Genomic DNA, 23,079 nt, shown 5'->3' with positions numbered 1-23,079 from the left:
CATTAGAAGAAATTTTGTTGTCATCAATTTTATAATTTGGATTTTTAATTTGAAATCCTTTTTTAACTTTATCTTTTAAAAATTTCTGAAGTTTTTCATTGAATTCTTTAGTAGCATCTCTTAGTTCTTTGTTTTTTGCTTCAATTGTTTTATTATTTTCTTTCATGTTATTCTCCTTTTGCACCTGAAACAATTTCTGTAATTTCTTGAGTAATCTCTGATTGTCTTTTTCTGTTAAATTCTAATTTATAATTTTTAATTAATTCATTTGCATTTTTAGTTGCTGAATCCATTGCATTTCTTCTAGAAGCATTTTCACACACCTTTGATTCTACAATTGCACCATGAATACATGTTGCTAAATAATCAATTAGGATTGATTCAAAAACATCATTAGCATTTGGTTGAATTGAAAAATCTGCACCATTATTAGGTTTATCTAATCTTGGTTTTTCAATAGCTTTATCTAGTGGAAGTAATGAAAAAACACTTGGTGTAAAAGATAAAGAATTAACAAACTTACTATAAATTACTTTGATTGATTTAATATTGTAATCATTTTTATATTTTGCTAATAAATTCTCAGCAATGATATGGAATAGATCAAAATTAATATCTTTATCATCTAATTCTAAATCTAAAGAAATTTCAGCTTCAATTCCTTTTGATTTAATTAAGTTCTTTCCTTTTTTTCCAATTAATCAAATTTCATCATTACTCTTTATGTGTTTTTGTAATTCTTTAACAATATTTAAATTAAAGCTTCCACATAAACCCATTGAGGAAAAGAAGGCTAGTCAAATAGTTTTACCTTCTTCACTCTTTTTTAAACTTAATATTTCTGAATCACTATTAGATTTTATATAAGTGAATAAGTCATAGAATTTTTTGTAGTAGATTGACTCATTTAAAAACAATTCTTTTTGTTTTTTTAATTTAGCTGATGAAACTAATTTCATAGCATTAGTAATTTTGGATGTTGATTCTATGATTTTAATTCTCTTTTTTATTTCATTTAAAGATGCCATACATTACACCTTATAAGCCTACAAAATCTAAGTTATAGTCTGGAATAGTTTTGATATAAGAGGTAATTAAAGAGTTAAATTCATTTTTAATTTGAACAAACAAATCTTGTGAAATATCTTTAGTTTGATCAATTGTTTCTAAGATGGTTTTTTGTTGTTTGAAATGTCTTATTATTTTTTCTTTAAAATCTTCAATGTAATCAACAGGAATTCATCTAATATATTTTTCTTTAATAGAGAAAAGTAAAATTGCTTCTAACGATTGAGAAAAAGGAGTGTTCTTATCTTGTTTAATCAATTTCATTACTTTTTTACCATGCTCTAAAACTTCTTTTGTTTCTTTATCTAAATCACTTCCAAATTGTGAAAAAGCATCTAATTCACGATATTGTGCAAGTTCTAATTTTAAAGATCCTGAAGTTTTTTTAACAGCATTAATTTGAGCAGAACTTCCAACTCTTGAAACACTTAACCCAGCATCAATTGCAGGTCTTTGTCCTGAATTGAACAAATTAGTTAACATAAACAATTGACCATCAGTAATTGAAATTACATTAGTTGGAATATAAGCCGAAATATCACCAGCTTCTGTTTCAATAATAGGTAATGCAGTGATTGATCCACCACCATTTTCTTTATTAATTTTTCCACTTCTTTCTAATAATCTTGAGTGTAAATAAAAAATGTCACCAGGATAAGCTTCTCTACCAGGAGGTCTTCTTAATAATAGAGATAAGGTTCTATAAGCAATTGCATGTTTAGATAAATCATCATAAATAATTAAAACATCTTCACCTTTAGACATTCACTCTTCTGCAATTGTTATTCCAGTGAATGGTGCTAAATAATTTAAAGATGGAAGATCAGATGCAGATGAAGCTACAATTGTTGTATATTCTAAAGCACCAAATTGTTTTAATGTATTAATGAATTGAACAATAGTAGAATTCTTTTGGCCAATAAAAACATAAATACATTTAACATTTTTACCTTTTTGATTAATTATTGCATCAATTGCAATAGTAGTTTTACCAGTTTGCTTATCTCCAATAATTAACTCTCTTTGTCCTTTACCAATAGGAAACATAGAATCTATTGCTAAAGTTCCTGTTTCTAAAGGTTCACAAACTGATGCTCTAGCCATTACACCAGGAGCAATTTTTTCAATTGGCATTTTCTTATCATATTTGATTTCGCCATTACCATCTATTGGATTTCCCATGGCATCAATTACTCTTCCAAGTAATCCATCTCCTACTGGAACATCAACTACATTTTTAGTTCTTTTTACAATACTACCTTCTTTGATATCTTCAAATTTTCCAAGCATTACAATACCACAAGTTGTTGCTTCTAAATTTAAAGTCATCCCATATGATCCATTTTCAAATAATACTAGTTCATTAAGCATTACATTTGAAAGACCACTTGCTTGAACAATTCCATCTCCAACATTAATAACTCTACCAATTTCTGAATACAAAGCTTTGTTTTGATATTCTTTAATTTGATTTTTTATAATATTGGAAAATTTATCTAAATTAATTGACATTTTTATACCTCCTTATTGTTTTCTATATTCCATTTAATTTGATCTATTTTGCCTTTAATTGAATAGTCATATACATCATTACCAAACATGATTTTCATCCCACCAATTAAGCTTTTATCAATGATGTTTTCATACCTTACTCTTTTCCCTGTTTTGATTGAAAAAAGATGTTCTATTTTTTCTAATAATTTCTTTTCCACTACAAAAGGTGAATAGATTCTAATAAATAAGAAATTTTGGTGTTCATCCAGTTTTTGAAAAAATGAAATAAAAATTTCTAAGATTCTTTTAAAAAAATTATTATCATTCAAAACAAATAAAAAATTTTTTAAATAAATATTTGAAATTGATTTTGATAAATCAAAAAAAATCTTATTTAAAATTTTTGTTTTCTCTTCTTTGCTAATGATATTTGAATCAATTATATGAACCATCTCATAATTGTTCTTTAAAGAAAAATAAATATCTTTAGCAGAAGATGTGAAGATAATCTTATTCTTTTTATCCAACTCTAACCAAATTGAATATAAAGCATTAGCGTAATGATCAATATGATTTTTCTCTTCCATAATCCACCTTCGATATTTATTTTTCCTTTGAAGATGATTCTAATTTTGCTGTTAAGTCATTAACAATATCATCAATTATTTTTTTGTTTTCTTCTTCATCTATTTTTTTAGATAAAAAAATTCCAGCTGTTTCTAGAGCAAGTTTTGAAACTTCTAAGTTTTTTCTTTTTTCTAATTCAAGTTCTTGTTTCTTAATTTTAGAATAACCTTCACTCTCAATTTGACTAGCTTTGTTTAGTGCAACAGCTTCTATTTTTTTCTTAGTTTTTTCAGCATCTAATTCTGCATTTTCAATAATTTCTGCAGCTGTGTTTTTAGATTCCAAAAGTTTTATTCTAGAAATATGAAGATTTTTTTCACTTTCTAATTGAGCCTTTTCAGCAGCTTCCATTTTTCTTTGAATTTCTTTTGTTCTTGCTTCAATATAACTTTTAGTAGGTTTTCAAGCTAATCTTATAACTAAAAGTAATAAGAAAATAAGTGAAATTACATGTGCAATTAAAACATAGACATTAGGAAAAATTTGATTAATTATTTGACTGTTGTCTGGAATAGCTGATTGTAAAGAAATCACACTATCAAACACATTGTTAATTGTTTCCATAACTGTTCCTTAACTTAAAATCTATCTTGCAACAAAAACTAATAATATTGCAATAATAAAACAATAAAGTGCCCCAGTTTCAGTAACTGCAGCAGATAAAATATATTGGCTTCTAATTTTAGATACAACTTCAGGATTTCTAGCAACTGCTTCTACTGATTTTGCAGCACTTCATCCTTGACCAATACCAACACCTAAAATAGCAATCATTGCTAAACCTGCACCTATAAATGCATAACCTTGATTTGTAATATTCATTGTTTACTCCCTTTAATAATTATTTAAAAAATTGACTCAATGTATATATTTTATATAACTTTTAAAAATTAACTTAAATTATTCTATTGTACTTACATTTATCAAATCTACATTAGATTGATTTCTTTTTTCTGCAGACATTTTTAGTTCAGATAAAGGTGACTTCTTTTTAATTTTCTTCACTTGTGATTCTTCTTCAGGTTCTGTGCTTCCACTTCAATAACATAATGTTAGTACCACAAATACAAATGCCTGAATAGAACCAACTAACCAATCTAAAAATCCATGAAATGGAACTGCAAAAAGAGAAAATAAAATTACTTCAGGCCCCGGTTCTAAAACAGTTGGGTCTCTCCTAAACATCACCATTGGTAATGCATAAAATAATCCAAGAATAAGAGCTCCAGCCATTATATTAGCTCAAAGACGTAAAGATATGGAAATTCATGGCATGATAATGTCTGTGATTCCAAAAGGATTGAAGAAATAAGGAATCATCACTTTATTGCCTGATTTTGTTTTTATATAAAACTTGAAAAGAAACTTGTAAAAAAAACTGCTTTTTTGATATTTAATTCCTAATATTATAGTTCCTAGTGTAGTAAATAATCCTAATGCAAATGTAACTGTTGTTAATGCTGTAGGATTTTCAAAACCAACAACACTAATTATGTTACATAAAAAGATATAACAAAAGACTGTAAATATGTATGGGGTAAACTTAATAAATTCTTTACCCATAATTTCATAAACTAATGTTTTAAAAGCGCCTAGTAAATTGAATATAAAAAAAGCAATTCCCTTTGGTGGTTTATTTGGATCAAGTTTTTTCATTGAAAAGTTATAGTAAACCAAAACAAGTGTCATGATTATTGTTATTACTATAATTGAAGTAATTTCTGATCTATATTCAAAAGGTTTTCAATCACTAAAAGCAGAGCTTGCTTGAAGAGTAGTAATAACACTATTAGTTCCATCACTAATCATTATTTCCGCCTCCTTTCTGTCTTATTCTAAATCTATGTATCTTAGCTTAATAAGCTTTAAAATCTCTGAAATGATTAGAATTATAATTAAGATTATAGCACTATACAACAAACCGAAATTATTAATAAAAATAATTTTTTGACTAATTAAAATAATTGAACAAACAAAAAGCAAAACTAAAGAAATCCATTTTATTTTTCAAGTAAAAATAAATTGGATTTTTTTTCTTCTAGGTAAACTTTCTTTCTTAATAAAAGTTAATAATAATTTTTTATCCAAAGATAATATTAAGACAATAGCTAATATGATAAAGCTAACATTAATTAAGTATGAATATAAAAATTGGATTTGATAAGTGAATCCAATTATAAAAGCAATCACCAAAGATAAAGTAAAAAATAAACTATAAAATAATATTGAAAATTTAGGGGTTGAAAAGATTTTTAAATTCATAACAAAAATTTATACTAATTATTATATTAATTTTAAATATCTTAAATTTAAGAAAAATAAAAATAAGTAAATTAAAAACTTAATTTACTTATTTTTAAACTAATTCAAAAGTTGTTCATTTAGATTTTTAAGACCATATGAAATTACTAGGTTGTTGCTTTTTATTATGCTTTTATATAACTTTTCTTTTTTTATATCTTCATCACATTTAGTATTAACAGCAATTATATTAGCATTTAATTCTAAAAGAGATTCAATGATATCTTTGTTGGTGTAGTCAATCATAAATACTGATTTATTGATTTTTTCTTTTCATTCATCATTATTAAAGTCTTTTTTAACTCAATCTAAATTGGCATCACCATAAAAATTATTTAGCATAACAAATTTATTTTTAAACCTAGATAATAATTTCTTATTACCTTTTAAGAAAATTACAAAAGGAGGTTTAATTACATATTTAAATTCCTCTGGGTAATTTTCATCTATCAATGCAATCCAATTATCTGGATTCTCACTTTTTACTTTATTGATTTCATCAATTTTAGTAACTTCACGTTCTGCGAAAGCTTGATAAATTCTTTCTCAGCAACCGCTGTATTTAACAGCAAAATATAATAATATGTCTCTCATATTTTTATCTCCATTTTTTATGTTATTACACTATATTAATGTTAAAAAAATGGGGCAATGTCATAAAAAATCAGTAAAATTTTTTATATTTTTTCTAAAAATAAGCTAATTTTAGGATTATCTATGGTTTTTTTGAAAACAAAATCATAAAAGACACTGATCTTTTGATTATTATCTTCATCTATTTTTAAGACCTTTAACAACTCAGATAGAACTTCACTTGGATTATTACTATTAATATTTGTATTAAGTGTTTCATTAAAAGAATTTAAATTATTATTTTCAATAAATTTGCTTATTAAAAATAAAACTAAATCCTTTTTATCTACAACTTCTCTTTTTACACAGTTAATTAAAGCCAAACTTAAACCCATTTGATAATCTGTTACATTCTTTAAAAAAACACCTGGTGTATCAATTAAAAATAAACTATCAGAAATTTTAATATTTTCTGTTTTCCTTGTGACTCCTGGTCTATTTTCTACATTTAAAGATTTTTTATTTGATAAATAATTTATTAAAGAAGATTTCCCAATATTTGGTAAACCCACAACAATACCTATAAAAGTTGGATTTCTTAACCCTTTTTTAATTAATCTATCTTTTTTTTCTTTTAAACAAGAATCAATGTAATTAATTATTTTTTTTCTATCAGCAGGATTTTTAATAGAAGCATAAAAAAAACCATTTTGATAATGATCTTTTTTAACTAAATCACTCTTTAAAGCAATTTTAATAATAGGTTTATTTTCAAACACACTTAATAATTCAAGATTTGATGAACCATAAGGAAGTCTAGCATCAACTACTTCAATCACAAAGTCAATATTCTTTTTTTTACTTTCAAGAATATCAACTGTTCTTTTCATGTGTCCAATAAACCAATTAATCTTTTTTTCGTTTTCCATATTCTAGTAATTAAATTGGTTTTTTAGAAACATTTAAAAAACTATAAAAAATAGGGTTTGGACTTAAAATTTTAGATGTAAATTCTGGGTGAAATTGAACAGCTATAAAGAATTTATGATTTTCTAGCTCAATAATTTCAACTAAATTATTTTCTTTATTGATTCCCGAAAAAACAAATCCATGTTTTTCAAAAATATCCATATATTTAGGATTGAATTCATATCTGTGACGGTGTCTTTCAACAATTGATTTTCTTTTGTATATTTCCAATATTTTAGAACCATCTTTTAATTCACAGTTATAGTTACCCAATCTTAAAGTACCACCTAAGTTAGTTTCTCTATTTTTCCCTTCAAGGATAGTAATAATAGGGTTTGCTGTATTTTCATTGAACTCAGTGCTATCAGCATCATGCATTTTTAAAACATTTCTAGCAAACTCAATAGAAGCTAATTGCATTCCTAAACAAATTCCAAAGAATGGAATATTGTTTTCTCTAGCATATTGAATAGCTAAAATTTTACCTTCTATATCTCTTTTACCAAATCCACCTGGTACTAAAATTGCATCAAACTCACTTAATTCAGAGATATTATTTTCATTTAATGAAGAAGAGTTAATAAATTCAATAGAAAGATCTGTTTTTAAATAGAATGAAGAAATTTCTAAACTTGAAATAATTGATAAATAAGCATCTGGAGAATCAGAGTATTTTCCAACAACTGCAATTCTTGCTTTGTATTTTTTAGGTTCTTTAATTAAAGAAGTGAAAGTATCTCAGTGTTTGTATCCAATTCTGTTTGGAACTTCCATTTTAAAGAAATTAAAAATAGAATTTTGAACTTTTTGGTTTTCTAAAGACTCAGGCAATAAATAAATATGTTTTAAATTGATTAATGAATAAATGTTTTCATTCTCAATACCTGTTGTTAAACTTATTTTCTCTTTTAATTTATTTGATACTGCATCTTTAGATCTTACTAATAATAAATTTGGGAAAATTCCAGCTGACATTAAATCTTTTACTGAATGTTGTAATGGTTTAGTTTTCAAATCACTTCCTGTTAATAATTCAATTAAAGGAACAGTATGAATAAACATTACTTGAGAACGATATTTTGCTTGCAATTGTCTAGTTGCTTCTAAAAATGGAATAGATTCAATATCTCCAACAGTTCCACCAACTTCAACTATTAAAAAATCTGGTTGGTATTTATTAGATAATAAAATTATTTTTTGACTAATAGCTTCAGTAATATGAGGCACAACTTGAATAGTTGCACCCAAGAATTTACCATCTCTTTCTTTAGCTATAGTTTCATAATAAACTCTTCCAGCAGTTACATTGGATTCTTTGGGTAAGTTAATATTTAAAAATCTTTCATAATTACCAATATCTAAATCTGTTTCTCTACCATCAAATGTTACAAAAACTTCACCATGTTGACCTGGTGCCATAGTTCCTGCATCCACATTTAGATAAGGATCAAACTTCATAATTAATACTTCTTGACCAAAACATTTAAGCATTGCACCTAAACTTGAACAAGCAACACCTTTACCAAGGCTTGAAAATACACCACCTGTAACAATTAAAATTTTTGTTTTATCATTCAATTTCACACTCATATTTAATAAACTCCCCAAATAATAACAAAATTAATATATATTATAAGAAAAAAACCTTTAAATTCTTAAAGGTCTTTTTTGTTTGTTAATAAATTTAATAAGATAATTTTTACTCTTCAGAAAGAATCTTAACAAAAGTATCATGAGGAACAGAAACATTCCCAATTGCTTTTAATCTTTTTTTACCTTCTTTTTGTTGTTCTAATAATTTTTTCTTTCTAGTAATGTCACCACCATAACATTTAGCTAGTACATTTTTTCTCATTGCAGATACAGTTTCTCTAGCAATAATTTTCCCACCAATTACAGCTTGGATAGGTATTTCAAATTGATGTTTAGGTATGTGCTCTTTTAGTTTTAAACAAATCTTTCTAGAACGGTCACTTGCAAATTCACGGTGCATAATAGTAGATAATGCATCTACTTTATTGCCATTTAATAAAATATCTACTTTTACTAAATCTTGTTTACGATAGTCTAAAATCTCATAGTCTAAAGTAGCATATCCTTTAGAACAAGATTTTAATTTATCAAAGAAGCTGTACATAATTTCAGCTAATGGAATTAAATAGGTTACTTTTTTTCTAGTGCTATCTACATTAACTAAATCTAAATATTCACCTCTATAGTTTTGACAAAGTTCCATAACATTTCCTAAAAAATCATCTGGAACAATGATTTCAGCTTTAGCAAATGGTTCTTGGATTTCTTTATAAAGAGTTTTGTCTGGTAGTTTAGCAGCAGAATCTATTTCTAAAATAGTCCCATCATTTAAAAGAACTTTATAGATTACAGATGGAGCTGTTGCAATTAAAGCAATATTAAATTCACGATCTAATCTTTCTCTAATTACATCCATGTGAAGTAATCCTAAAAATCCACATCTAATCCCAAAACCTAAAGCTTGTGATGTTTCATATTCATAAGTTAAAGAAGAATCAGATAAGTATATTTTTTCTAATGCTTCTTTAAATAATTCATATTGAGTACTATCTATTGGATATAAACCACAATATACCATTGGTAATATCTTTTTATATCCTGGCAATGATGTAGTTGCTGGATTTGCATCATCTGTAATAGTATCCCCAACACTAATAGATTTAATATTTTTAATTGATGCTGCGATTCACCCAACTTCTCCAGCAACCAATACTTCTTTATTAACAATCTTTGGTGTATTTACCCCAAGAGCTGAAACAATAAAAGTTTCATTGTTAGACATAAATCTAATTTTAGTTCCAACTTTTACTTGTCCATTTTTAATTCTCACTAAACAAACTGCACCTTTATAAGCATCATAATATGAATCAAATACTAATGCTTGTAATGGTTTATTATCATCAGAATCTAGTGGTGGAGGAATTTGTTCAATAATTGCTTCCATAATTTGGTTAATGTTTAAACCAGTTTTAGCAGATACTAATGGTGCATTCGAACAATCTAAGCCAATTGTATCTTCTACTTGCTTTTTCACTCTATCAATGTCAGCAGATGGTAAATCAATTTTATTAATAACAGGTACTATTTCTAAATTATTTTCTAAAGCTAAATAAACATTAGAAAGGGTTTGAGCTTCTACACCTTGAGAAGCATCAACTACTAATAATGCACCTTCACATGCAGCCAAACTTCTAGATACCTCATAAGTAAAGTCAACATGTCCAGGAGTATCAATTAAATGAAAATAATAATCTTGGTTGTCTTTAGGATTGTGATAAATCAATTGAACAGCATTCAATTTGATAGTAATTCCTCTTTCTCTTTCAATATCCATTGAATCTAGAATTTGGTTTTTCATTTCTCTTGTAGTCAAAGTATTTGTGAATTCAATAATTCTGTCTGACAAGGTAGATTTACCATGGTCAATATGAGCTACAATACTAAAGTTTCTTATGTACTTTTTATCCATAGTTTATCCTTATTTTAATGTGACTCCAATTTTGATTTCAGAATTACCATTCAAAATATTTTTTACTTCTTGTCTATTCTTACCTTCAATTTGAACTTCTTTAACTAAGATATCAAAATCTTTTGTAGAAATTAAAATTCCTTCTTTTGAAATATTATTAATTGTTCCTGGTGCATTATTTGATTTACTGTTTGTTGAAACAGCTTTAAATAATTTCATTTTTTTATCATTAATAAAACAATATGCACCTGGAGTTTCAGATAATCCCCTAATTAAGTTAACAATCTCAACTGCATTTTTTTCAAAATTAATTTTTTCATCATCTTTTGAAATGTTATAAGCAAAACTAACTTTAGATTCATCTTGTTTTATTGGTGGATATTCCAAATTAAAAACTTTTTCTAAATCATTTAATACAATGTCATAAACTAAATTATTCATTTTTTTAAACAGTGTAGAAGTTGTATCACTTTCTTCAATGTTTACTTTTCTAGAACAATAAACATCACCAGCATCCATTTGTTTAATTGTTCTCATTAAACAAACACCAGTTTCTTTTTCTCCATTTATGACTGCTCAGTGGATTGGAGCACCACCACGATATTTTGGCAATAATGAAGCATGAATATTAATACAACCAAATTCTGGGATAGATAATATAGAATCTGGAATAAATTGGCCAAAAGCACAAGTTACAAAAGCAAAAGGATTTAATTCCTTTAATTCATTTTCAATTTCTTTAATTTTATTTGGTTGAAAAAACTTAATATTTTTTTCAATTGCTAATTTTTTAACAGAAGAAAAAATAATTTCTTTTTTTCTACCAATTGGTTTATCTGGTTGACAAACAACAGCTACAACATCAAAAGATTTTTCTAATAATGCATTTAATGCATAAGTAGCAATTTCAGGAGTACCCATAAAAACTATTTTTTTGTTTTTACAACTATTTCTTTTTTCTCCCATTTTACTTTTTCTCTCTTTTCTTTTTCTTGTTGTTTAAGAAGTTTTTTATCTTCTTTTTCTTTTAATTTTTGATTATAAATTTCTAATTTTTCTGGATCTTTTTCTAAGTTTTTAATTTTTTTATCTTTAACTGTTTTTATAATGTTTAATTTTTTGAATTTTTGTTGTTTAGCATATTCTTTTTTAATTTTATTTTCTTCTGCTGTTTTAATAGGAAGAATTCATTTGCTTTCAGTTTCATAATCTCTTTCTCCAAGGATTACAATTTTCTTTTCAGTTTGATTCTTCTTACCATTAGGAACTCTTACATTTTTAACTTCACACTCAATAGCTCTAGGCTTATCTTCAGTATTGTTTTTTGAAGTTCTAGTAACAAAAAGAACTACATATAATTCTTTTGGTTTTTCTTTTTGATAAGTCTTTCCTTCTTTTTTTAGCTCTTTCTTTTTCTCTTGTTCAAGCTTTTTATTTTCTTTAATTTCTAGTTTTTGCTTCTTTTGTAAATCCTTTGGTAATGTACGGTCTACTACATTTGGATCTGGTCTTTTAGCAACATATGATTCAACTATCTCTTTTCCTTTTTCATTGTTAGACTTAAGAAAATCTTTAATAGTTTTTCAAACTTCATCACCTTCTCTTCTTTTTTGGATTGCTCCACCATTATTTGAAGGTCCATTTTTTCTTTTTTTTCATCATCATCAAATTCCAATAGGAATGACAATGATTAGAAGTAACATAAAAAAATTATTATTCATAAAAATCCAACTTTTAATTAAACACTTAGTACAATATAATATTATAATATAGTGTTATATGTAGAGGTAAAATAATGGCAAATATTAAATCTAACCTTAAAAGAAATAAGCAAAACAGAGCAAGACATACAGTAGTTCACTCTCAAACTTCTGCTGTAAAAACTCAAATTAAAAAAACACAAGCTTCTAAATCACAAAAGGACTTGAGTCTTGCTTACAAAAAAATTGATTCTGCTTTAGCTAAAGGGATTATTAAACAAAATAAAGCTGATAGATTAAAATCAAGATTAGCTTTAAATGTAGCAAGATAATTCAAGGTTTATTTATAAAACAAAAAATCTATAGATTAATTTCTATAGATTTTTTTATCCTATTTTTCACTTTAAGAATTTTGACATCTTAAGTTGGTTGATATAAATATTTGCTATTGGAATTAAAACAATTAAGACATAAATTTGAATTGGTGCTTTAATTGATTCTTTAATAGCTCTTGGAATTAAATAAAAGATTACACCATATTTAACAAAGTAAGGGGAGTCTATTCCATTGTGAATAAATTTATAATATTCATTAGCTGAGATTGGTCCCAATACAAATGAGAAGATAATTGAAATAGAGCAAACTAAAGATATGATCAAAGCACACATAATAAAATTCTTACTAAATTTTTTGAAAAAGACTAAAGCTAATGTTTCCATACATACTGCAAAGAATATGATGGATGATAATATGACTCATTTGGAATTACTATATAAGAATTTCTCCAATGAACTTTTACCTTCAAATCTAATGTCTGTAGAAACTTTAAAAATCAAAATATAAATACAAATAGAAGAGAAGATAAGTAAGATTGTTTGAAAGAAAATAAAGGATCAAATTTTGTTTGGGTTATTTTTATTAGTTAATAACCTATATGCATACCCAAATAAACTAGCTATTAAACCTAACATTGGTTCTTGAATTGCATACAATCAAAACCATGTAGATTTGGACATTAATAATGCCAAACTATCTGTAACTATCCCAGAAACTAAACCAAAAATAGGACCATAGATTCATCCAATAATAATTAGTGGTGTTCAAGCCAGTGAAATAGATAAACTAAAAGCTGGAATAAAAATTGAGAACTTTTGCAACACTAATCTAAGTGCTATTAAAACTGCTAGGATTGCAATTGAATTAACACTAGAGAAAATTTTTAATGGATACAAAGGAAAAAGAAATGAAAGTAATCTGTTTTTGCTTTGTTCTTTTTTGATTGTAAATATTTGTTTCATTTGGCATCTTCATTTTTCATCAATCAATTATAAAACAAAAAAAATAAAAAATGCTCACATTAATTTTTAAATTAAAGTAAGCATTAATTTTTTTAATTTATTGGGTTAGCAGCACTTTTAAACTGATCACCTTTTTTTAGTTGTTCAATAATTTCTTGAGTTTTTAATCTAATTCTTTCTTCATCAATTTTAGGCATATATACTCATGCAAAAATGTAAGAAATGATTAAGAAAGCAAACATAACTAAACCAGACAATAATGTTCAAACAAATATTTGGAAAGTAACTACTGCACCACTAGAATTTTGTACAGCTCTACTTGGTATACTTTGAGAAGAATAAGCTCCACCTGTGAAGTTTTTAACATCATCAATATAAGGTATTCAATTAGCTAAATAAAATATGAATATTCCAGAAACTGATATCATCACAAAAGTTAATAGCATTGCTGTTCTTTTATCAAAACCATAAAGAATGTTTTCATTCTTTTTGTTAACAAGATGTTTATATCCATAGAATCCAAAACATCCTATTAAAAATATATGGAGGATGTAGGTAAAGAAAGTGTTTCCTGGAGCTAATACAATTGGAGTTGAAGCAGATGGATCTCCATATCATAAAGCAGATAAATTACCTGATTGAAGTGAAGTGGTAATAATTTGCATCACCATTACTATTATTCAAATAGCTGAAACAAAAAGAGATAAACAACCAATAATATTTTTTAAATAAAGCATTATTTTAGGTTTTGTTTTATAAAGATAAAACTTGCCTGAGTTAATTTGGTTTTTAAGCTCTGTACTAGCAATGATTAATAATTGTTCTTGCAAATTTTGTTCATAGTTTGGCCACCCTCTAAACATAGGTCCTTGACCACCGAACATATTGCCAAACATCCCTGGCCCACCATTAGGTTGAGAAGTGTTTGAGTGTGGATTTTGATTAGTGTTACTATCAAAGTTATCATTTTCAATCTTCTCTGCTCTAACAGTTTCATTTTCAGATTTATTTTTTAAAAAATAATCCAAATCTTTATTAAAAGTATTTTTTAAGAAAACATTTAAATACTTAATAATATCTTTTATATTTTCTGTTTTTTTAATTTCAGAGAATTCATTAAATTCAGGAGAACTACTAGTTATTTCTTTGAACTTTTTAATATAAATATCTGATTTGTCTAAATCTTTAATTTCTATTAAATCTAACTTTGTTTTTTTCTTTTTTGAATCACTAATTTCTTTCTCAATTAATTTCGTGTCTGTAAGCTTTTTTTCTAAAAATCTTAGAACTGAAATTTGATCAACAAAATTTGTTCTTAAAAGTTCATTACTAGTAAGAAGACCAACAAACTCTTGGTTGTCTAATAATGTAATTACAGTTTTTGTTTGCTCCAAATACAGTTTTTTAATTTTACTATAGTCCATATTCTCCTCCATTTAAGAGAATTATTTTTAAGTAAGTTGGTAATGATTTCTTACCACTTAAATAAAATATGTTTAATTTTAACAAATTATTTAACAAGTTATCAATTTGAAAAACATCTATGTTTAAGATAAGTTTTTCTCACTTATCTATTTGAAATTGTTGGACATTGAAATCCATACATATTTTTCTATAGCTTCTATTTTCCAAATAATTCAACCTATATAATTTTAAAGAAAATAATTGAGAAACCATAATATTAAATATTTCTGTGAAATCTATTTTAGAATTTTCTAAAGCAATTATTTGTTTAACAATCTTTTCATATCTTCTATTAAAGAAGTTATCTATTAATTCAAATGTATTTTTACTGATATCATTTGAAATAATTTTTGTAATAGTATCCATATTTAAAGTTTCAGTAACTAAGCTTAATTTCTCTATTTCGTTTTTAATTAATAAACTATCTGGTTGCAAACAGTCTATTAAATATTCAAACTCATTTTGCTTCAAAGAAAGGTTGTTTTGTTTTAATAACTTTAAAGTATAGTTTTTCATAGTTAATTTATTAAGTTTTTTAATGTTCATAACTTTGAAAAACTTTGAATAAACTTTTGAAGGTTCTTTAATGTTGGATAAAAAAATAATTTCTTTTTTAGAATCTGTTAAAAATTGTAGCATTTCTAAAATCTTTTTATTCTCTTCAGTTTTTGAATTACTTAAAATTTTTTTAAAATCATAAATTAAAAATTTTTCAGAATCTACATGATTGTTTTCTAAATCAAAATCATCAAACAAATTTCTCTGTGTGAATCTTAAAAAAATATCATCAAAGTTAGAATCAAAAATTATTTTAGTGAATTTATTATTTGTTAATTCACTAACTTTTTCTTCTAATAAACCAATATCTTCACCATGAATCAAAATCATACTATTATTATTTTATTTCTTTTTCTTAAAGTATTTAAACTTTATAGAAATAATGATAGCTGGTATTAGCAAAATCAAAAATCATAAATAATTTAAATTAGATTTCTTTTTTTGGGGAACAACAATTTCTTCTTCAGGTTTATTAGTTTCTTCTGATTCTTCATTATCTTCAACCACTATTTTTTCTTTTGTTTTTATCTCAATAAAAGATGAATCTAAATATAAATTCTTATTGTTAAAAATATCAAAAGATAAAACAAACTTGTTTTCATCATCATTAAGATCAATTTTCAAGTTTTTAAAAATTAAATTTTTTGAGTGGTCTAATAAATAAGATCAATTTGATTGAACTTTAAAAACTTCTTCAATTTTTTCAATATCTAAATTTTGTTCTTCATCATAAAAATTATTATTAAAAAAATTAGTAATTTTTTCTATATCTCAAAAGTTATAATTTTCAAAATTTGTAAAGATTCCAAAAACAGAAAAATCATAATTAATTTTATTTATTGTTGTTGATAAATAAGATTTAAAAGATATAGTTTCTTTTTCTAAATCTTCATTAACTAACTCTATTTTATTAAGCTTTAAATCATATGGTAATAAATTGAATTTGGCATTTATTAAATCTAAGTTAAAGTTTTTAAAAAGAATATGTTCATATTTGTCATCTACATAAAAATTTACAGAACTATCAGTATCTAATTTAATTTCAAAAGATTGATCTTTAAACAGTTGTTCCATTAAAGTAAATAGAAGTAAATTTTGATATTTATATTTATTAAAATCAATATCTATTCTTATTTTGTTATTTTGATAATCTTTTGATAATGAAATATTATTAATCATATTTTTGTAACTTTGGTTAATAACTAATTCATTCCACAAATCATTGGTAGAAAGACTTATCAAATTATGTCTAGATTTAATAACATCTCAATTAAACTCATAATTACTCTTAGTAAAAACAACTGAATAATTGCCTTCATAATAAAGATTGAACTTTTGAATATCCTTAATTTCATAAGTTATTTTTTTAATATTTATTTTATAGAATCCATCACTTTTTTCCATTGTGTAACTTAAAGAGGATGGAATTAAACTATTGTTTAATTTAAATAAAATTTTAAGTTTTTCATAAGTTAAATCCATTGGATCAATATTTGTATAAGAAAAATTTGAGATGTTATTAGCTATGTTTCTAAAAATAATATTTCCAAACCCTATAGTTATAAATTCATTTTCATACCTAGTTTGATAATAAATATCTATTAATTTATGATTTGCTTTTATGTTATCTAAATAAAATCTTGGACCACTTGTTCAAGTATATGGAATAGTAAAACTAATAGTGTATTGATCGTTACCAATATTATTTCACTTTAAGTATTTCATTATAGGAACAGAACTAACTTTTATACCAGCTGAACCTAGCATTGAATTTTCATATTTAAAAAAATAAAAGAAACTTAAAAGTGGTTCACTAGAAGTATTTTCTAATTTACTATAAACAAGACCTTTATTTGAACTAATTTTTTCATATTCTTGTTTTATAACACTGCTTACAGTATTTAATGCATCATCAAAGAAAAAATCATAGTTTTGAAACATATACAAAGCTATGATTTTAGCAATTTTATTTTTATTACTTTCATTTATATAGAGGACGTTGTTGGATGAACTATTATAACTAAAATTAAAATTCAACATTTTATTAATTTCATTATTTGGAGTTGCAATGTATAAAGAATTTTCAGATGTCCTTAAAGAAGATGTTGCAGTTTGAAAAGATGGTATATTTGAGGTTGAAGATGTCTGGAAATTATTAATTTGTAAATTATTATTTTCAGCATGAAAGGAATATGCTGTAGCAAAAGGTATACAAGGGAAGAAAGAAATAAAACCTAGTACACTCTTTCTAATTTGTTTAATTTTCATTTCATTGAACTCCTTTTTCGAAATATATATAAATTGAATAATTCTAAAGAAGAATAATAAATGGAAAAAATCCATTCATTTTTAAATATAGAAATAGGAATAACTACATTTATATGTTCTAAAACTTTTGACACTTCAAAGATAAGGTTATAAGCAACAATAAAAACCGGATCAAGCCAATTTACTCAAGAAAAAATAAATAAGAAAATGTAAACCAAAATAAAAATCGGGGAATATAAAAGGCTAAGAAAGACACCCCAAAGCGATATTGAATTATTTATTATTCCCAAAGAAGGGATAATATAAATTGTTGCAAAAATTGAAGTAAAAAAAGCTTCATACAATTTACCACTATTATGAGTTTTATAGAAGAGTTTCACTCCTCTAGATCCTAAAAAACTCATAAGAAAACCAAAAGATATTAAAACTTTTGGTGCCACTAATCCAAGAAAAATAAAAGAAAGATTAGCTTTACAATTTCTTGTGCTTTTAAAAATACCAAAAACATTAGCACAAAAAACCCTAATACTAGATGGTGAAAAACCATTTAAATAACTGATAGTAAAAGAAAGGAGGGCTGAAATAATTCTCCCTAATGTAGGGAATTTATGAAAAATTTTATTTACTAAACCACAAAATATATTTATATGATAGGAACTTATGACTATTAAATGGACTATGGAAAGGTCAATTAATTTGTAATAAATTGGATAGTTGTAATCATTTTTAATATTTAACAAAACTAAACTTATAAATGATCCCAAAGTTTGACCATGTATTTTTATAAAGTAGGAATTAATAATTTCTCTTAAATTTATACCCATTATTTTATTTAAATAATCATTTAAGAAATTAAATGAGCTTGGGGTTTCAAAGGACAAAACATAGAAAAGAAAAATAAACCCCAATCCAGAAATTAATAAAACCTTAAATTTATTAACATGGTTAACTAAACAACTTCCAAAGAAAAAAAGAAACAGAAAGGTAGAAGAAACAGTTTCTGAATTCATGTAAAAGCAGCATGCTAACATTCATAAAATTATTGTGTTTGTAATTTTCATAATTTGTACTCCTCATTATATGTATGTAAATTTTTAGGGTGAATGTCATAAAAAATTAAATATTTTTTTAATAAATAAATTTAGATTTCACCTGTTAAAAAAATAAGTTTAGAGAGGTAAAGATCTAATGAAATTAAAGATAATCTGATTCAATAAAACATTGTCTCTATTTATCCTCTCATTATATGTATGTAAATTTTTAGGGTGAATGTCATAAAAAAAGTAAGGTTTTTTTAAAATAATTAATTTTGAATTTTTTTCGTTTACAAAGTTTGTTTAAGAGAGTAATAAAGCTAATGTTATTAAAGGAAATTTTGATTTAATCAAAATCATTGGTTCTATTTACCCTCTCATTATATGTATGTAAATTTTTAGGGTGAATGTCATAAAAAACAACAACTTTTTTGAAATTAATTTTAAATTTAACTAAGCTTGTGGTTTAGTTCATCAATGTTGTGAATAAAAGTTTTGAATAAATCCAATCCAATAAATCATCAGCTCTATTTCCCCCTCATTATATGTATGTAAATTTTTAGGGTGAATGTCATAAAAAACTATCACTTTTTTTAAAAAGTAATAGTTGGGTTTCAAATGTATTTTTCTTTACAAAGAGAATGATCAACCATTTTGGCAGAATTGGTTTTTGCTATTTTTTTCTAAATGTATTTTTTATTTAGAGCATAAATAGAAAAATAAATACAAATCTTTAAAACTTCATCTAAAAGTATTTAAAAAGAGAATAAAAAAATCCTATATTTTTCAATATAGGATTTTCTCTAATTATTTATGGCTACTTAATAGTTTCTCAAGTTCTTTAAGTTTCATCTCATGTTTTTCTTTTTTAGACTTTTCTAACTCAATCTTTTCTTTAGGTGCTTTTTCTATAAAAGATTTATTAGAAAGCATACCATTACATCTACTAATTTCACTTTTAACAAATTCAATTTCTTTTTTTATTTTTTCAATATTATTAGCTTCATTATTAGAACCTAATAAATCTTCTTTATTCAAAATAAAAATTAGATAATTGTTTTCTACATAATCTGGTTTTAAAGATTTAATATCTTGTTTAACTATATTAATCTTAGCTGTATTTAAAATGTTAATAACTTCATCTGAGATTTTAAATAATTTAGGATTTAAAACTTCTAGGTGAATATCTATAACTTTATTGTTTGGAATTTTATTTTCAAAATTGAAAATTCTAATTTTATTAATAATTTGTAAAACATCTTCAATTGATGATTCTTTTAAATTTGAAATTTTCTTAAAATCTAATCTTTCTAACAAGATTGAATCTTTTGTTTTAAATTTAAAATTATCATATAAATTTGATGTCACAAACGGACACATAGGGTGAAATAAAATTAAGATTTTTTTAATTAAGTAATTTAATACTCATAATTTTGATTCTTGGTTAGATGTTCTGTTCTTAGACAATTCAATATAAGTATTACAAAAATCATCCCAAGTAAAATCCAATATCTTTTTAATTGATACTAAGAAATTATATTTATTAAATTGTTGTAAAAATTCAGAATATGCTTTATTAAATTTATTAAGAATTCATTTATCAAAGTCTTCTAAATTCTTAGGAGTTTTATCTTCATCAAAGTTGAAATCAGAACTATTCATTTCCACATATCTAAATGAGTTTCAAAGTTTATTAATAAAACCTCAGCAAGATTTCACCTTTTCTTCTACATAACATAAATCTTCACCTGGAGAAGATGATGATAATAAAAATAATCTTAAAGCATCAGCTCCATATTTTTCTATTACATCATTTGGATCTACACCATTACCTAAAGATTTAGACATCTTATTATTGTGTTCATCTCTAATTAAACCTGTTATGTAACAGTGTTTAAAAGGCACTTCTTTTTTCAAATATAGACTGAAAAACATCATTCTAAAAACTCAGAAAAAGATGATATCAAAACCTGTAACTAAAACATTTGTAGGGAATAATGCATCTTTAGACTTTAAAGCATCAGTGGTTGTAATTGGTCATAAACCTGAAGAGAATCAAGTATCTAATACATCATTATCTCTAACATATAGTTCTTCATTTTTAGGAGGTTTAGTACCAACATAAATTTCTTTACTATCTTTTTTATATCAAACAGGAATTTGATGCCCTCATCATAGCTGTCTAGAAATACATCAGTCATTTAAATTAGTCATTCAGTTAATTAAGTTCTTTTCAAACTTGATTGGGAAAAATTGAATTTTCTTAGAACTTTTTTGTAGCTCAATTACTTTTTTAGAATATTCAGAAACTTTAACAAATCACTGTTCTGACATCATAGGCTCAACAACTGCATTAGTACGTTCAGAAAAACCAACATTGCTAATTGTTTTTTCTACTTTTTCTAATAAATTATTTTTTTCTAAGTATTCAACACACTTAACTCTAGCATCTGCTATTTTTAAATTTTCAAAACCAACTGCATAATTATTTGTTGTTCCATCTTCATTAAAACAAGATATAATATTTAATTTATATTTTTTACCTAATTCATAGTCATTGAAGTCATGTGCTGGTGTACACTTCATTACTCCAGTACCAAATTGAATGTCTACATATTCATCTGCAATTATTTTTATTTCTTTGTTAGTTAAAGGATTAATTGCAAATTTATTAATATAGTTTTTATATCTTTTATCCTTTGGGTTAACAACCAAACATTCATCTACAAAAATAGTTTCAGGTCTAGTAGTTGCAACTAATAAATAATCCTTTGAATTACTTAAATAGTATCTAATGTAGTACAAGTTTGTTTCTACTTCTTTTTTGATTACTTCAATATTTGAAATCGCTGATTGTAATTTAATATCTCAGTTAACTAATGTTTTACTTCTATAGATTAATCCATCATTGTACATTTTTACAAAAACTTGATTAACCATTTCATTAGATTTTTTTTCTAAAGTAAAATGCTCATTCTCATAATCTAAAAAGAATCCCATATTCTTTCATTGGTTTCTAATGTTATTTCCCACATTTTGAGATCACTCAAATAAGTCAGCAACTTTTTCATCTCTTGATTTATCTTTATTACTAATTTTATTTTCTCTTAAATATTTTTCATATTTAGTTTGAGTAGCAATCCCAGCATGGTCCATCCCACAAATTCAGTAAGCTGACAATCCTTTTAAATTATTAAATCTAATTAAGCAATCTTGAATAGTTCCATTTAATGCATGTCCTAAATGTAAGTTACCTGTAACATTAGGAGGTGGCAAAAGAATTGAATAAGAATTTTTATTAGCTTTTAAATTCTTTTTATTCAATTCTTTTTGAGTTGTTCAAAGTGAAAATTGTTGCTCACAAATCTTATGATCATATTTCTTACTTAAATCATTATTGTTTTTGATATTACTCATTGTAACCATCCTTACTTTTTACAAAATAACAGAACCTATTAATTTTTTTAAATTAGGAATGTTAGTTTTATTTTTAGCACTAACACAAACTATATTTTCTTTATCTTTTTTTAGTTTTGCAGCAATTTTAGCAAAGTTATTATCAAAATAACTTTTAGCTTCTTTATCAGCCTTATTCAAAACAATATAATGTTGGTTAAATCTATTTGATAATAATTCAGACATTTGAAGATCTAAATCAGTGATTACTGATATATCAATAATTTGAAAAACAGCTACTAAGTTTTTTCTTAAATAAATATATTCAGAAATAATTTTAGATAATTCAAAATGTTTAGATTTACTTACTTTAGCATAACCATATCCTGGTAAATCAATTAATCTAAATTTATCAAAATCATAAAAATTAGCTAACTGAGTTCTTCCTGGGGTATTTGAAGTTTTAGCAATTTTTGCATTTGCTAAAGCATTTATTAATGATGACTTACCAACATTAGATCTACCAATAAAACAGATCTCTTTTTTATCATCAGTTATTCAATCATTACTAGAAAAACAAGATTTAATAAAACTTGGCATTATTTGTTATTTTTCTTAAATGTTGCCATGATTTGTTTAATTTGTTTTTCTGTTGGTTTTCTACCCATTTGTTGATACATTGCTCTAATTTGACTTTCTGTAATTGGTGGGTTTTCTTTTAATTGTTTTTTAAAATATTTACCAGCAAAGTAGTAACCAATTACTGCCCCTATTATTAAACTAATTGGAATTCCTAATCCCAAACACAATCCTATTGCTAATGCCAT

Annotated in this window: 21 protein-coding genes; 1 reads left to right on the top strand and 20 read right to left on the bottom strand. The window is 24.9% G+C overall.

What is annotated here, in order from left to right:
• Positions 1-167 precede the first annotated feature (167 nt).
• The 12 genes from atpG to MYPE_RS00245 form a co-directional block, all read right to left on the bottom strand.
• Positions 168-1,028: an ATP synthase F1 subunit gamma gene (atpG, locus tag MYPE_RS00305; RefSeq protein WP_011076887.1), complete on the bottom strand. Its 861-nt coding sequence runs from the start codon at positions 1,026-1,028 to the stop codon at positions 168-170.
• 10 nt (positions 1,029-1,038) lie between these two features.
• The gene (atpA, locus tag MYPE_RS00300) at positions 1,039-2,580 is read right to left on the bottom strand and encodes a F0F1 ATP synthase subunit alpha (RefSeq protein ID WP_011076886.1); all 1,542 of its coding nucleotides are present in this window, start codon (positions 2,578-2,580) and stop codon (positions 1,039-1,041) included.
• A gap of 2 nt (positions 2,581-2,582) precedes the next feature.
• Complete coding sequence (gene atpH / locus MYPE_RS00295; RefSeq protein WP_011076885.1) at positions 2,583-3,149, bottom strand: ATP synthase F1 subunit delta; 567 nt, start codon at positions 3,147-3,149, stop codon at positions 2,583-2,585.
• Positions 3,150-3,165: 16 nt separating this feature from the next.
• Positions 3,166-3,753, bottom strand: a complete 588-nt coding sequence (locus MYPE_RS00290) for an ATP synthase subunit B (protein WP_011076884.1) — start codon at positions 3,751-3,753, stop codon at positions 3,166-3,168.
• A 21-nt stretch (positions 3,754-3,774) separates the two neighbouring features.
• Positions 3,775-4,011: an ATP synthase F0 subunit C gene (atpE, locus tag MYPE_RS00285; protein WP_011076883.1), complete on the bottom strand. Its 237-nt coding sequence runs from the start codon at positions 4,009-4,011 to the stop codon at positions 3,775-3,777.
• 78 nt (positions 4,012-4,089) lie between these two features.
• Positions 4,090-4,998 carry a F0F1 ATP synthase subunit A gene (locus MYPE_RS00280; protein ID WP_011076882.1) on the bottom strand — a complete coding sequence of 303 codons (909 nt, stop codon included), beginning with the start codon at positions 4,996-4,998 and terminating at the stop codon, positions 4,090-4,092.
• Positions 4,999-5,550: 552 nt separating this feature from the next.
• Entirely contained in the window at positions 5,551-6,084 is a 534-nt protein-coding gene (locus MYPE_RS00270) for a hypothetical protein (protein ID WP_011076880.1), read from the bottom strand.
• Between the two features lie 83 nt (positions 6,085-6,167).
• The gene (gene ylqF, locus MYPE_RS00265) at positions 6,168-6,992 is read right to left on the bottom strand and encodes a ribosome biogenesis GTPase YlqF (RefSeq protein ID WP_011076879.1); all 825 of its coding nucleotides are present in this window, start codon (positions 6,990-6,992) and stop codon (positions 6,168-6,170) included.
• A 10-nt stretch (positions 6,993-7,002) separates the two neighbouring features.
• Positions 7,003-8,622, bottom strand: a complete 1,620-nt coding sequence (locus MYPE_RS00260; protein ID WP_044891181.1) for a CTP synthase — start codon at positions 8,620-8,622, stop codon at positions 7,003-7,005.
• A gap of 109 nt (positions 8,623-8,731) precedes the next feature.
• Complete coding sequence (gene lepA / locus MYPE_RS00255) at positions 8,732-10,534, bottom strand: translation elongation factor 4 (RefSeq protein WP_011076877.1); 1,803 nt, start codon at positions 10,532-10,534, stop codon at positions 8,732-8,734.
• Between the two features lie 9 nt (positions 10,535-10,543).
• Positions 10,544-11,500, bottom strand: coding sequence for a methionyl-tRNA formyltransferase (gene fmt, locus MYPE_RS00250; protein WP_011076876.1), 957 nt, complete (start codon positions 11,498-11,500; stop codon positions 10,544-10,546).
• A complete protein-coding gene (locus MYPE_RS00245; RefSeq protein ID WP_011076875.1) occupies positions 11,461-12,255 on the bottom strand; it encodes a DUF5385 domain-containing protein in 795 nt (264 codons plus the stop codon). The genes fmt and MYPE_RS00245 overlap by 40 nt, the downstream gene beginning before the upstream one ends.
• 74 nt (positions 12,256-12,329) lie before the next feature.
• Between MYPE_RS00245 and rpsT the strand changes: the two genes are divergently transcribed.
• Complete coding sequence (gene rpsT, locus MYPE_RS00240; RefSeq protein WP_011076874.1) at positions 12,330-12,566, top strand: 30S ribosomal protein S20; 237 nt, start codon at positions 12,330-12,332, stop codon at positions 12,564-12,566.
• 54 nt (positions 12,567-12,620) lie between these two features.
• Here the strand turns inward: rpsT and MYPE_RS00235 are convergent, their stop codons facing one another.
• From MYPE_RS00235 to MYPE_RS00200, 8 genes are all read right to left on the bottom strand, one after another.
• Positions 12,621-13,532, bottom strand: coding sequence for an ECF transporter S component (locus MYPE_RS00235; RefSeq protein WP_011076873.1), 912 nt, complete (start codon positions 13,530-13,532; stop codon positions 12,621-12,623).
• A 92-nt stretch (positions 13,533-13,624) separates the two neighbouring features.
• Positions 13,625-14,956: a hypothetical protein gene (locus MYPE_RS00230; RefSeq protein ID WP_044891180.1), complete on the bottom strand. Its 1,332-nt coding sequence runs from the start codon at positions 14,954-14,956 to the stop codon at positions 13,625-13,627.
• Entirely contained in the window at positions 14,946-15,884 is a 939-nt protein-coding gene (gene holA, locus MYPE_RS00225; RefSeq protein WP_011076871.1) for a DNA polymerase III subunit delta, read from the bottom strand. The genes MYPE_RS00230 and holA overlap by 11 nt, the downstream gene beginning before the upstream one ends.
• Before the next feature lie 12 nt (positions 15,885-15,896).
• Entirely contained in the window at positions 15,897-17,822 is a 1,926-nt protein-coding gene (locus MYPE_RS00220) for a hypothetical protein (RefSeq protein ID WP_044891179.1), read from the bottom strand.
• Entirely contained in the window at positions 17,789-18,883 is a 1,095-nt protein-coding gene (locus MYPE_RS00215) for a ComEC/Rec2 family competence protein (RefSeq protein WP_011076869.1), read from the bottom strand. The genes MYPE_RS00220 and MYPE_RS00215 overlap by 34 nt, the downstream gene beginning before the upstream one ends.
• A gap of 780 nt (positions 18,884-19,663) precedes the next feature.
• Entirely contained in the window at positions 19,664-22,273 is a 2,610-nt protein-coding gene (locus MYPE_RS00210; RefSeq protein WP_044891178.1) for a valine--tRNA ligase, read from the bottom strand.
• Positions 22,274-22,291: 18 nt separating this feature from the next.
• Positions 22,292-22,852, bottom strand: coding sequence for a ribosome biogenesis GTP-binding protein YihA/YsxC (gene yihA, locus MYPE_RS00205; RefSeq protein ID WP_011076867.1), 561 nt, complete (start codon positions 22,850-22,852; stop codon positions 22,292-22,294).
• Positions 22,852-23,079: a YneF family protein gene (locus MYPE_RS00200; RefSeq protein WP_011076866.1), complete on the bottom strand. Its 228-nt coding sequence runs from the start codon at positions 23,077-23,079 to the stop codon at positions 22,852-22,854. The genes yihA and MYPE_RS00200 overlap by 1 nt, the downstream gene beginning before the upstream one ends.

It is taken from the genome of Malacoplasma penetrans HF-2 (assembly GCF_000011225.1).
GTDB classification, from domain to species: Bacteria; Bacillota_I; Bacilli_A; order Mycoplasmatales; family Mycoplasmoidaceae; genus Malacoplasma; species Malacoplasma penetrans.
The sequence above is the reverse complement of the archived record's forward strand: the minus strand, read 5'-3'. Positions and strand labels throughout refer to the sequence as shown.